Source organism: Thalassospira sp. (assembly GCF_048059015.1).
In the GTDB taxonomy this organism is placed as follows: domain Bacteria; phylum Pseudomonadota; class Alphaproteobacteria; order Rhodospirillales; family Thalassospiraceae; genus Thalassospira.
This window is the reverse complement of record NZ_JBLLNT010000019.1, coordinates 55,884-69,267: the sequence shown is the minus strand read 5'-3', so window position 1 is coordinate 69,267 and position 13,384 is coordinate 55,884. Positions and strand designations below refer to the sequence as shown.

General features: G+C 54.8%; 11 protein-coding genes. 10 read left to right on the top strand and 1 reads right to left on the bottom strand.

All coding sequences use genetic code 11. The features are described from left to right. The first annotated feature begins 38 nt into the window (after positions 1-38). The 8 genes from ACMZ66_RS20655 to ACMZ66_RS20620 all read left to right on the top strand — a co-directional run bounded on the left by ACMZ66_RS20655 (position 39) and on the right by ACMZ66_RS20620 (position 9,877). Positions 39-1,076 (top strand): substrate-binding domain-containing protein, encoded by a 1,038-nt coding sequence (locus tag ACMZ66_RS20655; RefSeq protein WP_416940223.1) that lies wholly within the window; start codon positions 39-41, stop codon positions 1,074-1,076. A 121-nt stretch (positions 1,077-1,197) separates the two neighbouring features. Continuing rightward, entirely contained in the window at positions 1,198-2,730 is a 1,533-nt protein-coding gene (locus ACMZ66_RS20650) for a sugar ABC transporter ATP-binding protein (protein ID WP_416940221.1), read from the top strand. Next, entirely contained in the window at positions 2,727-3,782 is a 1,056-nt protein-coding gene (locus ACMZ66_RS20645; RefSeq protein WP_416940219.1) for an ABC transporter permease, read from the top strand. Before ACMZ66_RS20650 ends, ACMZ66_RS20645 begins: the two co-directional genes overlap by 4 nt. Before the next feature lie 19 nt (positions 3,783-3,801). Beyond that, entirely contained in the window at positions 3,802-4,764 is a 963-nt protein-coding gene (locus ACMZ66_RS20640) for a sugar-binding transcriptional regulator (protein ID WP_416940217.1), read from the top strand. Then, positions 4,764-5,759 (top strand): aldo/keto reductase, encoded by a 996-nt coding sequence (locus ACMZ66_RS20635; RefSeq protein WP_416940214.1) that lies wholly within the window; start codon positions 4,764-4,766, stop codon positions 5,757-5,759. Before ACMZ66_RS20640 ends, ACMZ66_RS20635 begins: the two co-directional genes overlap by 1 nt. A gap of 11 nt (positions 5,760-5,770) precedes the next feature. Beyond that, positions 5,771-7,465 carry a glycerol-3-phosphate dehydrogenase/oxidase gene (locus tag ACMZ66_RS20630; RefSeq protein WP_416940212.1) on the top strand — a complete coding sequence of 565 codons (1,695 nt, stop codon included), beginning with the start codon at positions 5,771-5,773 and terminating at the stop codon, positions 7,463-7,465. A 37-nt stretch (positions 7,466-7,502) separates the two neighbouring features. Further along, positions 7,503-8,351 (top strand): class I fructose-bisphosphate aldolase, encoded by an 849-nt coding sequence (locus ACMZ66_RS20625; RefSeq protein WP_416940210.1) that lies wholly within the window; start codon positions 7,503-7,505, stop codon positions 8,349-8,351. 5 nt (positions 8,352-8,356) lie between these two features. Beyond that, positions 8,357-9,877 (top strand): FGGY-family carbohydrate kinase, encoded by a 1,521-nt coding sequence (locus tag ACMZ66_RS20620; protein ID WP_416940208.1) that lies wholly within the window; start codon positions 8,357-8,359, stop codon positions 9,875-9,877. Between the two features lie 96 nt (positions 9,878-9,973). Here ACMZ66_RS20620 and tkt read toward each other — a convergent pair whose 3' ends face one another. Continuing rightward, a complete protein-coding gene (gene tkt / locus ACMZ66_RS20615) occupies positions 9,974-11,977 on the bottom strand; it encodes a transketolase (protein WP_416940206.1) in 2,004 nt (667 codons plus the stop codon). Between the two features lie 133 nt (positions 11,978-12,110). On the opposite strand from tkt, the gene ACMZ66_RS20610 reads away from it, so the two are divergent. Together ACMZ66_RS20610 and ACMZ66_RS20605 are read left to right on the top strand one after the other, a co-directional pair. Next, entirely contained in the window at positions 12,111-12,896 is a 786-nt protein-coding gene (locus ACMZ66_RS20610) for a triose-phosphate isomerase (protein ID WP_416940205.1), read from the top strand. Continuing rightward, a complete protein-coding gene (locus ACMZ66_RS20605) occupies positions 12,893-13,354 on the top strand; it encodes an RpiB/LacA/LacB family sugar-phosphate isomerase (RefSeq protein ID WP_416940203.1) in 462 nt (153 codons plus the stop codon). Before ACMZ66_RS20610 ends, ACMZ66_RS20605 begins: the two co-directional genes overlap by 4 nt. The last annotated feature ends 30 nt before the right edge of the window (positions 13,355-13,384 follow it).

Here is a 13,384-nt window from a genome sequence, read left to right as displayed (position 1 = left end):
GGAAAGCCCGGAAGTGGTTACGCATTAGGGAGGATAACATGAAAATCAAATCAATGCTGCTGGGAACAGCAGCTGCTGCCTTTCTGACTCTCACTGCGTCTTCGGCGATGGCGCAGGAAGCCAAAAAAAGTGCATTCCAGTGTGAGCCGGGTGAGCTTTACGCCATGAACGTAATGGTCAGTGGCGTTGAATACTGGTTCCCGGTGTATGAGATGTTCAAGCAGGCCGCGCATCAGATGGGCTGCGACACTGTCTATACCGGCACCCCGGAATATGACGTGAACAAGCAGATCGCGACCTTTGAACAGGTTCTGGCGCGTCAGCCGGCCGGGATCATGGTGCATCCGATGAACTCGGACCCGTTCATTGCACCGATTAACCGTGCGGTTGAGCAGGGTGTTGCGGTTGTGACCTTTGCCGCGGACTCACCCAATTCAAACCGTGCTGCCTACATCACGTCCAACAATGATCGCGAAGGGGCTGCAGCAGCAGACGCGATTGCCGAGGCAATGGGCGGCAAGGGTGAATATGCGGTTCTGGAAAACCCGGGTCAGGATAACCACGACCGTCGCGTTTCGGCCTTTATCGAGCGGATGGACGCAAAATATCCCGACATGAAGCTGGTCGCTCGTGCGGCATCAAACCAGGATCCTACCAAGGCCTATAACGCGGTTCTGACCATGCATCAGGCCAACCCGAAACTGGGTGCGGTCTTTATGCCAGAAGCCAACAGTGCCCTTGGTGCAGCCCAGGCTGCGATTGAAACCAAGGCCGATATCAAGGTCATGACCGCCGACGTGAATGCCAAGATCCTTGATATGATCAAGGCTGGAGAAGTGTTTGGCTCGATCAACCCGAACCAGGGCATTCAGGGCTATATGGGCTTTATGTCCCTGTTCCTTGCTGCCCATCCTGAGCTGATTGACCCGATGAACGATTATCAGCGTTCGGGCAGCAACCCGATGCTGGTTCCCTATATCGACAATGGCTATGCGGTTGTGACGGCCAAGAACGCCGATGACTTCTATTGGGAAGATTATCTGAAGCGTCGCGGTACCAAAGGTATCGAAGAATAAGGACATCAAATCTGGTCGCTATGCCCATGGCGACCAGAAGACCCTTCCTTTCGGTCCTCCCACGGTTTTCTGGTTCGAAAGGAAGGGATGCCCTTCTTTCCATCGCAAGGCATCTGGTCCCATGCAGCCCATTCTAGAAGTCCACGATATCCATAAATCATTCGGCCCGGTGCAGGCGTTGCGCGGCGTGAAGCTGTCGCTCATGCCCGGCGAAGTCCATGCCCTGATGGGGGAAAATGGCGCGGGAAAATCGACCCTGATGAACATCCTGAGCGGCGTTTTCCCGCCTGATCAGGGACGCATTCATTTCAAGGGGCGTGACATTAACCTGCCCAATCCGGCCAAGGCGCAGGCGCATGGTATTGGTCTGGTGCATCAGGAAATCGCGCTTTGCCCGGATATCTCCGTTGCCGAAAACATCCTGATGGCAGCCACCAACGCGCGGACGTCGTTCCTGATGAATGACCGCGAATTGCGTGAACGTGCTGCCAAAATTCTGGCTGATCTCGTGCCGATACCGGTCGATGAAAAGGTCGGCAATCTTCCGATCGCAAGCCAGCAGATCGTCGAAATTGCCAAGGCCCTCACCCTTGATTGTGACGTTTTGATCTTTGATGAGCCGACAGCAGCCCTGACCGACAAAGAAGCCGAAGCCCTGTTTCGCATCATTGCCGATCTGAAGGCGCGCAACATCGGCATCATTTATATCAGCCATCGCATGGCCGAAATCTTTGCCATTTCTGATCGCATCACGGTTTTCCGCGATGGCACTTTTATCGATACCTTAATGACGGCCGATACCACGCCAGATGCCGTCGCAACCAAGATGGTCGGGCGTGAAATCCTTAATCAGTTTCCGGCCAAAAACGACAATCTGGATGGCGATACCCCGTCACTCTTGTCGGTACGCGGCCTGTCTGATGACGGTTTCTTGCGCGATATCAACTTTGATCTGCGCAAAGGCGAAGTTCTTGGACTGGGCGGGTTAATCGGGGCCGGGCGCAGCGAACTCGCACACGCGATTTGCGGGCTTGGTAAAAAGACAGACGGCGAAATCACCATGCATGGTGAGGCCTTCACGCCCAAAGATTATGCCGACAGCATCAAAAGCGGGCTGGTCTATCTGTCCGAGGATCGCAAGGGATCGGGTGTGTTCCTTGATCTTTCAATCTCGGCCAATATTTCCGCTCTTGATCTGACCCATGTCAGTACGCGGGGCATTGTCCGCCAGCGTGTCGAGCAAAACCGGGCCGAGGAACTTGGCAAGTTGCTGTCACTTCGTTGCGCGCATGTGTCGCAACCGGTCTCGGCACTGAGCGGTGGGAACCAGCAAAAGGTCGCCATTGCCAAGATGCTTTCGGTGCAACCTGACATCATCATTTTTGATGAACCGACACGCGGCGTTGATGTCGGTGCCAAAAGTGAAATTTACAGCATCCTTCGAAATCTGGCAGCCGAAGGGGTCGGGGTTCTGGTGATCTCATCAGAAATGCCCGAACTGATCGGCCTGTGTGATCGCATTCTGGTTCTGCATGAAGGATCGATCGCCGGTGAGGTCGAAGGCGAAACCATGACCGAAGAAGAAATCATGAAGCTGGCTTCGGGGTTGGGGTGCCACGCAATACCCCTGGCAAAGAGGGGGATGGCGTCATGACTGTGGTCAAGGCTTTCAAATCAGAAACCAAATCAAAAACTGAAACGACAAAATCGGAGACAACCGCATTGGAAATCGGAGTACACAACCGGATGCTTGGCATCTTCAAGGCCCGTGAAGCCGGGCTTGTAGCCATTATCCTGATCATCTGCATCGCGATGAGCTTTGCATCACCCTATTTCCTGACCTGGCAGAATTTCCGCGCGATGCTGCTGTCCTTCTCGATCGAGGGGATTGTTGTGGTCGGCATGACGATCCTTCTGATTGTCGGCGGGATTGATTTGTCGGTCGGATCGGTTGTGTGTCTATCGATGGTGATTGGCGGCAAGCTGTTCCTGATGGGGATGGATCCCTGGTCGGCCAGTCTGATCGCGATCCTTGCCTGCGGCTTTATCGGCTTCTTGATGGGGCAGTGTGTCACCCGAATAGGGTTACATTTCTTTATCGTGTCATTGGCCTTCATGGTGATTGCGCGTGGTTTGTCGCTTTTGATCACCAAAGGTACTCCGCAGTCGCTTTTCTCGCTCCCGCCAAGCTTCAAATTTGTCGGGCAGGGGGACATTGCGGGCATGCCGTTTGTCATCATCCTGTTCTTTGGATTGGTGGTGTTTTTCGACCTTTTGCTGCGTCACTCAACGATCTTCCGCAAGGTCTATTACACCGGCAGTAACGAAAAGGCCGCCCTGTTTTCCGGGATTAAAACCAAGCATATCAAGATTTTCTGCGCGACCTTGTGCGGTCTTTTGTCCGGTGTAGCTGGTGTTGTCTATATGGCGCGTTTTGGGGCGGCGACCCCGCAATTTGGCATCGGCATGGAGCTTAGCGTCATTGCCGCGGCTGTCATCGGTGGCGCCAGCTTGAATGGCGGTTCGGGCACGATTTTTGGCGCGGTTCTTGGTGCGGCCCTCCTGTCGCTTGTGACCAGTTCGCTGATCCTTTTGGACGTGCCGGTTTACTGGCAGGACATCATTCGCGGTCTGATCCTTTTGGTGGCGGTCTCGGCCGATCATTTGCTGAACCGGCGCAAGCGCGGCAGCGCAGCCAAGTCGTAATCCAGGCGGGATAATAACAATGACAAACAGTACAGAACTCGAACGCCTGCGCCGTCTGCATAAAGTGCTGGTGATGTTCTATGAGCAGAACATCTCCCAAGCCAAAATCGCAGAAATGACCGGGATTTCCCACACCACCGTCAACCGGCTGGTCAAGGAAGGTCAGGAACGCGGATTGGTCGAAATCACGGTCAAGTCACCCTTTGGCAACATGACCGATCTTGGGGCGATGATTGCCGAACTTGGCCGCATCGAAAACGCGATTGTCGTGCCCGAAGTATCGACCGATCCGAAAATCACGATCAAATCGACAGCCGATGCTGCGGCCGCCGCCCTGTTTGAAAAGCTTGAAGACGGCATGACGATTGCCATTTCCGGCGGGGTTGGTGTCAGCGCGATTGTCGAGGCAATGAAACCAAAACGCAGCTACGACGTGACGGTCGTTCCCGGCACCGGCGGCGTTCAGGGAAAATACTACACCGACGTCAATCAGGTCTCGATGGCGATGGCCGAAAAGCTTGGTGGTCGTGCGCTTCAGCTTCATGCGCCTATCATCGCTGGATCGCGCGAAGCCCGCGATACGTTGCTTGATGAACGATCCATCCGCGAAGTTTTCGATGTGGCACGCAAGGCCGACATTGCCGTGATGGGTATTGGTTCTGTGCGGGCCAGCACATCGACCTATTTGTCCCTTGATGAAGGCATCGACCGCGAAGAGGTCCTGGCATCGGGTGCCTGCAGTGAACTTTTGGCACATGTGATCAACAAGGATGGAAAGCCTTCGGACTATTCGGGCAATGACCGTGTGGTCGCGCTTAGCCTTGATGAACTGCGTCAAATTCCGCACCGCTTTGCGATTGCCAGTGGGCAGCACAAGGCGGAGCCGATTGCAGCCATCCTGCGCGGTGATTTCCTGACGACTTTGGCGATAGACGAGCAAACCGCATATGCGGTCAACGACATACTAAAAGGAGATGCCTGATGGCACAGCTTATTCGTGAAATTGGAAAATCTGGTGTCTCGGCATCTGCAATCGGACTTGGGACCTGGGCCATGGGTGGCTGGATGTGGGGCGGACATGATGACGCCAATTCCATCAAGGCCATTCAGGCATCGATTGATGCGGGCGTGACCCTGATTGATACCGCACCAGCCTATGGTCTTGGCCGTGCAGAAGAACTTGTTGGCAAGGCGATCGAAGGCCGCCGCGATCAGGTTGTGATCGCAACCAAATGCGGCATGGTCTGGGATACGGACAAGGGCAACTATTTCGTCGATGAGCACGACAAAAAGATCCATCGCTATCTTGGTGCCGAGTCCGTTCGCGCTGAGCTTGAAGCGAGCCTGAAGCGGCTTCGCACGAACTATATCGACCTTTACATCACCCATTGGCAGGACCCGACCACACCGATTTCCGAAACCATGGGTGTGCTCGAAGACCTTAAGCGCGAAGGCAAGATCCGGTCGATTGGCATCAGCAACGTCAATGCTGATGAGATGAAGCAATATCTGGCCGCCGGGCAGCTCGATAGCATTCAGGAATGCTATAACATGCTTGAACGACAGCTTGAGGATGAACTTGTCCCGCTATGTGTTGAAAACAATGTCGCGGTGCTGAGCTACTCCTCCATGGCGCTTGGATTGCTGTCGGGCAAAATTGGTCCGGATCGCGTTTTTGAAGGCGATGATTTGCGCCGCGAAAACCCGAAATTCTCGGTCGAAAACCGCAAGCGCGTTGCTGATTTCATGAAGGTGCTCAACCCGATTGCCGATGCGCACAATGTTGAGGCCGGACAGATCGTGATTGCCTGGACCATCGCACAAAAGGGGATCACGTTCTCATTATGTGGGGCGCGAAATGCCACGCAGGCAATCGAGAATGCCCGTGCCGGTGAAATCACGCTCAGCGCAGAAGAACTTGCCATCATTGACCAGGCAATCGCGGCCCATCTTGGCCCTGTTGCGCAGGCTGCCTGATTGATTGTGTGATGACACAGAAATCACAGGATACAGCAATCCCGGAACGTGCCACGGTTGTGGTCGTTGGGGGCGGGATCAACGGGATCAGTGTGTACCGTGATCTTGCCCTGCAGGGGGTGGATGTGGTGTTGCTTGAACAGGGGGATTTCTGTTCCGGGGCCAGTGCGGCGCTATCACGCATGGTGCATGGCGGTTTGCGTTACCTTGAAAATGGTGAGTTCCGTCTGGTGCGCCAGTCGCTTCAGGAACGTGACTTTTTGCTGCGCAATGCCCCGCATTACGTCTTTCCACTGCCAACGCTTGTGCCGATTTTCGATGCGTTTCATGGATCGCTTGCATCACTGAAACGCTTCATCGGATTGGGCAGTGGCCCGTCGCGCAGATCAGCATTCATGATCAAGATCGGGCTAACGCTTTATGACTGGTTATCGCGCAAAAGCCGCACGATGCCAGCCCATGAATTTGTCTCTGGCCGAAAGCTGCGCAAAATGGCGCCTGCATTGTCGCCCAATGCCAAGTTCGGGGCGATCTATTATGACGCTTGGGTCAAATATCCCGAACGCCTTGGTGTCGAGATGATCCTTGATACGCAGGAAAGCTGTCCGCATGCGCGTGCCTTTTCCTATGTCGCAGTGGAAAAGGTTGATGGTGCCGATATCCATTGGCGTGATCGCCTGACCGGGGAAAGCGGCACCATTACGCCCGATCTTGTGGTTAATGCCACCGGGGCTTGGGTTGATTTCACCAACCTTGCACTGGCCGGCGGACAGGAAAATGAAACGACCCGGTTTGTTCGCGGGACCAAGGGATCGCATCTGATGATCCGCAATGATCAACTGGCCAAGGCGCTGGGCGATCAGATGGTCTATTACGAAAATGCTGATGGCCGGATTTGTATCGCGTTTAACTATCTTGGTGTGTCGCTGGTCGGATCGACCGACATCCTGATTGATGATCCGGAACTGGCACGCTGCGAAGCGGTCGAAAAGGACTACATGCTAAGCGCCCTTGGCTTTGTTTTCCCGGACATCAAGGTGGCCGACGATGACATTGTTCATGTCTTCACCGGTGTCCGGCCGCTGCCCGTCAGTGATGCGGATGCCACGGGCAGGATCAGCCGCGATCATTCACATCGCGAACAGGAAGCCAATGAAAAGCGAAGCTTCCCGGTCATTAGTCTGATTGGTGGAAAATGGACCACGTTCCGCGTGTTTGGCGAAGAAATTGCCGATGTTGTCCTGAAACGTCTGGGGCGCAAACGCAATTGCAGTACCGCCAATATCAAGATCGGCGGCGGGCGTGATTTTCCCATGTCGGAAAGCGATCTGGATGACTGGATCGGGGCGGAGCTGATTGATCTGACAATTGATCGCCCGACCCTGGAACGCTTTGCCGAACGTTATGGCAGTCGTGCACTTGATGTTGCGCGGTTCTGTCAATCGGGCAGGGACAAGCCGCTAAGTGCTGCGGAAACCTATAGCCAGCGCGAGATCGAGTTCCTTATTCGCAATGAAAAGGTACGCAGTCTTTCTGACATTTTGCTGCGAAGGACCGCGATCGGTCTTGAAGGCGGGATCACGCAAAATCTGATCGAAGAAATTGGCAAGTTGATGTCGGGCGTCCTTGGCTGGTCGGCATCCGAACTTGAAAACCACAAACAATTGCTGCGTGACGAGCTCGGCAAAAAACACAGCATTGTCTGAATAACAATCCGGGGCCACCCCGGACAGAGGAGGTATTATGTACGTAACCAAGAAAGTCCGTTTGAACCGTTTGATGAAAAACGGCCGTTGCCTTGATGTTGCGATCGATCACGGTGTTTGCAACGAACCAAGCTTCATGGTTGGACTTGAAGATATCCAGTCGGTGGTGAACACGCTGGTCGATGCAGGCCCGGATGCCATTCAGATGAATTATGGCCAGTGCGATGTGTTGCAAACACTGCCCGGTGAAAACCGTCCGGCATTGGTGATGCGTGTTGATATGGGTAACCCGTATAACAAGGAACGTCATCGTGCGATGTGGGCTGTCATGCAAAATGAAGCAGACCCGATCCTGCCGGCTTTGCGGATGGATGCTGCCTGTGTTGTCGTTAATCTGTTCATGTTGCCCGATGAGCCGGACCTGTTCCGTCAATGCGTTCAGAACATCTCAAAGCTTGGCAATGACTGCGAAAAATACGGCATGCCATTGATGATCGAACCATTAGTCATGCAGCCCAACAGCGCGCGTGGCGGATACCTTGTGGATGGTGACACGGAAAAGGTCACAACCCTTGTCCGTCTTGCCCGCGAATTGGGGGCCGACATCATCAAGGCCGATCCGACCGATGATCCCAACGATTTCCATCATGTGGTTCAGGCCGCGCGTTGCCCGGTCCTGGTCCGTGGTGGTGGCAAGGCTGATCTGCGAACGGTGTTTGATAACTCGGCTGCCCTGATGGCGCAGGGTGCACATGGTATGGTCTATGGCCGTAACATTTATCAACATGATAACCCCAAGGCGGTTGTTGCTGCCCTGATGGCAATGATCCATGAGGGTGCAGACGGTGCAGCAGCCTGGGACATCTATCGCGGGTTTGAAGGTTAACGCAGATGGGACGTTATTTTCTTGGAATTGATGCGGGCAACACGGTCGTAAAGACCGTGTTGTTCGACGCCACTGGAAACGAGATTGCCCATGCCTGTCGCGAGGCCGTTTCGCACTGTCCGCAGCCGGGCTTTGTTGAGCGCGACATCGATCAGCTTCGTTCGGATCTGATCGCAGTGGTGCGCGAAGTTGTCGAAAAATCCGGTGTTGATGCCAGCGATATTGCCGCCATCGGTAGTGCCGGGCATGGCAATGGTCTTTATCTTTTGGGGGCTGGCGGCAAGGCGCTTTTGGGTATTCAGTCGCTTGATACGCGCGCCAATGCGTTGGTTGATAACCTTACTTCTGACGGCGTTGGCGATATCAGCTATCCGATTTCCGGTCAGCGCCCATGGGTGTCGCAGACGCCTGTCTTGCTGGCATGGATCAAGCGCGAACGACCTGACGTCTATGCCAAAACCAGAACGGTCTTGTTGTGCAAGGATATCGTCACCCATGCTCTGACCGACGAGCTTGTCAGCGACATTTCCGACATGGGCGGTTGTGGCATGTTGCGCATGCCTGAAAACATTTACGACGATGCCTTGCTTGAGGCATTTGGTCTTGGTGATGCGCGTGACAAGCTGCCACGCCTTGCCAAGCCAAGCGAGATTGTTGGTCATGTGAGCGAAGACGTCGCTCGCGAAACCGGACTTTGCGCCGGGACACCTGTGGTGGCGGGCTTCTTTGATGTGATTGCCAGTGCACTTGGATCAGGCGTCGCACGCCCCGGTCAGGCATCGATGATTGTCGGCACCTGGAGCATCAATCAGATCATTGTCGAGAATATCGACTTCGCCAATGAAAACGAGATTTTCATGTCATCGGGCTATGCCGATGGCCGGTTCATGTCGATTGAAAGTTCGGCAACATCGGCGGTCAATCTTGAATGGCTGGTGCGCGAATATCTTGAACATGATGCCGAGGTCGCCAACGGTAAATCACCGTTCGTGCTTGCCAATGATCTGGTGGCGCAAAGCACCTTTGGCATGGATGGGCCTTATTATCATCCTTACCTGTATGGGGCGCCATGCAATGGCACAGCGCGCGCGGGCTTCTTTGGTGTTGGCGGATGGCATGGGCGTGGCGATATGCTGCGCGCGATCTATGAAGGTGTGACCTTTGCCCATCTACAGCATTTGCATCGATTGCGTGCATCGGGTGCCCGTTTTGACAAGATTGTCTTGTCAGGCGGTGGGGCAAGAAGCCCGATCTGGCCGCAAATCATTGCCGATATTCTTGAATTGCCCCTGACCGTCGCGCGGTGTCAGGAAACCGGGGCCCTTGGTGCGGCAATGGCCGCAGCCGTTGGTTCGGGCATGTATCACGGATATGAGCAGGCGGCAGACCATATGGTACAAACCGATCGCCATTACAGCCCGAACCCGGACGCGGGCGAGATTTACCGCAAGCGCTTTGCCATGTGGCACGATCTTGAAACCGCGATGCTACCGTTCTGGTCACGCTTTGCTGCGGTAAATAACTGAATTGATGCCTTGCCGATGGCGTTCGCTAATCTCATCGGCAAGATGAAAGCCAAATCGGACGGACCTGAATTGTAAACCAGGTCCGCCCGATCATCGTTATTTTACGAGCTGCTTGGTGCGTTTGATGATGGCGTCTTTGGTGATGCCGAACTCTTCATAAAGGCGTTCGGCCGGGGCGGAGGCGCCAAAGCCCGGCATGCCGATGACGTCTGCTTCGCGATCAACATATCGGGTCCAGCCAAAGGCTGATGCGGCCTCAACCGCGATGCGTGGCGCGGTGCCAAGAACCTCTTCGCGGTAGGTTTCCGGCTGGGCGTCAAACAATTCCCAGCAGGGCATGGAAATAACCGCGACACCGTATCCATCTGCGTTAAGTGCCTCGGCGGCCTCAATGGCGAGGGAGACTTCGGTGCCGGTAGCCAGAAGTGTGACATCGCGCGATGTGCCAAATTCACGGATCACATAGCCGCCACGTTCGGTCAAATTTTCCGATCCGGCTTCGCGCAGTTGCGGCACATTTTGACGTGATAGCGCCATCAGTGACGGCGTCTTGGGTGACCGCAACGCGATATCCCAAGCTTCCAGCGTTTCGACGGCGTCTGCCGGGCGGAAGACATAAATGTTCGGGATGGCACGAAGTGATGCCAGATGTTCAATCGGCTGATGGGTTGGGCCGTCTTCGCCAAGACCGATGGAATCATGGGTCATGACATAGGTCACCCCAAGTCCCATCAGCGCTGAAAGTCGGATGGCATTGCGGGCATAGTCCGAAAAGACCAGGAACGTCCCACCATAGGGTTTGAACCCACCATGAAGGGCCAGTCCGTTCATCGCGGCCGCCATGCCAAATTCACGCACGCCATAGCCAATATAACGGCCCGGTTGTTCGGCGGTGAACTGGCTGTCGACGGCATCAACACGGGTCAGGTTCGATCCGGTCAAGTCCGCACTACCGCCAATCATCGCCGGGACGGCAGCTGCAAGTTTCTCAAGAGCCAATTGGGATGCCTTGCGGGTGGCGACTTTTTGCGGGGTTTCAAACAATGCCTTGCGTGCTGCGGTAACGGCATCGGCGTAGTTACCTGGAAGATCGCCGGCAATACGTGCGTTGAATGTTTCACCATGTTCCGACGCGGCAAGTTTGGCTTCCCACGCACTGCGTTCCTTCGCACCGCGTACGCCAATTTCATGCCAGCTGGCAGCAAGATCAGCCGGGATGTCAAAGGGGGCTTCAATCCAGCCAAGGGCTGCTTTGGCAAGGGCGGCTTCTTCTTCACCCAAGGGTGCGCCATGCGCCTTGGCCGTTCCCGCCCGGTTGGGGGAGCCAAAGCCGATGGTGGTTTTCATCGCAATCAATGACGGGCGGCTGGTTTCAGCTTTGGCTTCTGCCATCGCTGCATCAAGCGCCTTGGCGTCATGGCCATCACAACTGATGACGTGCCAGCCACATGCAGCCAGACGTGCCGGGACGTCTTCTGAAAATGACACGGAAGTCGGACCATCAATGGTGATGTTGTTGTCATCATAAAGGACATTAAGCTTGCCAAGGCCAAGATGCCCGGCAAGGGAAATGGCTTCCTGACCGATACCTTCTTGCAAACAGCCATCACCCAGCATCACCCAGGTACGGTGATCAACCAACCCCGGGAATTCAGCCGCCAATGCGCGCTCCGCCAGTGCCATGCCGACGGCGGTGGCAAGTCCCTGTCCGAGCGGTCCGGTGGTTGTTTCAATACCCTTTGCGTGGCCCCATTCCGGATGTCCTGCCGTGATTGCACCCCACTGACGGAAATTGGGGATTTGGTCGATGGTCATGTCTTCGTAGCCGGTCAGATGCAGTAATCCATAAAGCAGCATCGACGCATGGCCGTTTGACAGAATGAACCGGTCGCGGTCCGGCCAGTCCGGTGCGGATGCATCAAATTTCAGATGTTTGCGAAACAGTACCGTGGCCGCATCGGCCATGCCCATCGGTGCACCCGGATGACCGGAATTTGCAGCATTCACCGCATCAATGGCCAACACGCGCAGGCAATTGGCGAGCGCGAAGTTTTCAGGGTCTTTTGCGGCTGCTGCCGCGATTTGTGATTGATCGTTCATAGCGTCCTCCTCTGGCTTGAAAGCTACCAGCGACGTTGTGATCGAACAATTAAAAATAACAAAATAACAAAAATAATGTTGAATTTAACGCGATCAATGTTATTTGTTCAGAACAAAGACGGAGGAATTTCGCATGTCCAAGGTTTGGATCGGCACAAGCTGGAAAATGAACAAGACGCTGTCAGAGGCGCTGAAATGGGCGAATGGACTGGCAGATGCTGATCTGTCCGATCGCATTCAAAGTTTTGTTATTCCGCCCTTCACCGCGACCCGACAGGTCAAGGACGTTCTGACTAATCGCCCGGTTTTGGTCGGTGCGCAAAACATGCATTGGGCTGATGCCGGTGCCTGGACCGGTGAAGTGTCCGCACCGATGCTGGTCGATTGCGGTTTGGATATTGTCGAATTGGGTCATTCCGAACGACGCGAACATTTCGGTGAAACTGATGAAACCGTCGGACTTAAAACCGAAAGTGCGGTGCGCCACGGGTTGATCCCGCTAATCTGCATTGGTGAGACGCTTGAAGATCGTGAACAGGGCCGTGCAGCAGAGGTTCTTGCAACCCAGGTGCGCGGCGCACTCGCCAAGTTGAGCAACGCGCAGAAATCACGCGAAATCTGGCTGGCTTACGAGCCAGTCTGGGCGATTGGCGAAAACGGAATTCCCGCAACATCAGATTATGCCGACGCGCGGCAAGCCGAAATCATCGCAGTCGCACAAGAGGTTTTGGGGCGTCGCGTTCCTTGCCTTTATGGCGGATCGGTCAATCCCGGCAATTGTGCCGAGCTGATCACCTGTCCGCATATCGATGGCCTGTTTATCGGGCGTTCCGCCTGGGACGTGGATGGCTATCTCGACATTCTCAAACGCTGTGACGCAGCGCTAAGCGCACAAGAAAAACTGGAGGAAAGGGTATGAAAATCGCAGTAGCAGGTGACAGTGCCGGTGAAGGGCTTGCCAAGGCGCTGGCCGAATATCTCAGCCAGAATCCCGATTATGACGTGACCGACGCATCGCGCACGGAAAACGGCCCGGACGACTATTACGCCAATCTTTCTGATCGTGTGGCATCGGCCGTAAAAGCCGGAATGTATGACCGCGCCATTCTGTGCTGTGGCACGGGGATCGGGGTGTGTCTGGCGGCCAACAAGGTGCCGGGCATTCGTGCAGCACAAACCCATGACACCTATTCCGCAGGCAAGGCCGCGACATCGAATAACGCACATATCATCACCATGGGTGCGCGCGTTGTCGGGACCGAACTTGCCAAGGATATTGCCGATGCATTTTTGAGTGCAGCATTTGATCCGCAGGGCAAATCAGCAGGCAATGTTCATGCGATTGATGCGGTCGACGCAAAATATCACACGGCGTGAGCCCAAAATATCAGGAACCGGGTATAGTGA

What these genes read in the sequence shown, in the direction of transcription:
- ACMZ66_RS20650 (WP_416940221.1), top strand. Translation starts at nt 1,198, where the DNA reads ATGCAGCCCATTCTAGAAGTCCACGATATCCATAAATCATTCGGCCCG.
- ACMZ66_RS20630 (WP_416940212.1), top strand. Translation starts at nt 5,771, where the DNA reads ATGACACAGAAATCACAGGATACAGCAATCCCGGAACGTGCCACGGTT.
- ACMZ66_RS20635 (WP_416940214.1), top strand. Translation starts at nt 4,764, where the DNA reads ATGGCACAGCTTATTCGTGAAATTGGAAAATCTGGTGTCTCGGCATCT.
- ACMZ66_RS20605 (WP_416940203.1), top strand. Translation starts at nt 12,893, where the DNA reads ATGAAAATCGCAGTAGCAGGTGACAGTGCCGGTGAAGGGCTTGCCAAG.
- ACMZ66_RS20620 (WP_416940208.1), top strand. Translation starts at nt 8,357, where the DNA reads ATGGGACGTTATTTTCTTGGAATTGATGCGGGCAACACGGTCGTAAAG.
- ACMZ66_RS20625 (WP_416940210.1), top strand. Translation starts at nt 7,503, where the DNA reads ATGTACGTAACCAAGAAAGTCCGTTTGAACCGTTTGATGAAAAACGGC.
- ACMZ66_RS20655 (WP_416940223.1), top strand. Translation starts at nt 39, where the DNA reads ATGAAAATCAAATCAATGCTGCTGGGAACAGCAGCTGCTGCCTTTCTG.
- ACMZ66_RS20645 (WP_416940219.1), top strand. Translation starts at nt 2,727, where the DNA reads ATGACTGTGGTCAAGGCTTTCAAATCAGAAACCAAATCAAAAACTGAA.
- ACMZ66_RS20640 (WP_416940217.1), top strand. Translation starts at nt 3,802, where the DNA reads ATGACAAACAGTACAGAACTCGAACGCCTGCGCCGTCTGCATAAAGTG.
- tkt (WP_416940206.1), bottom strand. Translation starts at nt 11,977, where the DNA reads ATGAACGATCAATCACAAATCGCGGCAGCAGCCGCAAAAGACCCTGAA.
- ACMZ66_RS20610 (WP_416940205.1), top strand. Translation starts at nt 12,111, where the DNA reads ATGTCCAAGGTTTGGATCGGCACAAGCTGGAAAATGAACAAGACGCTG.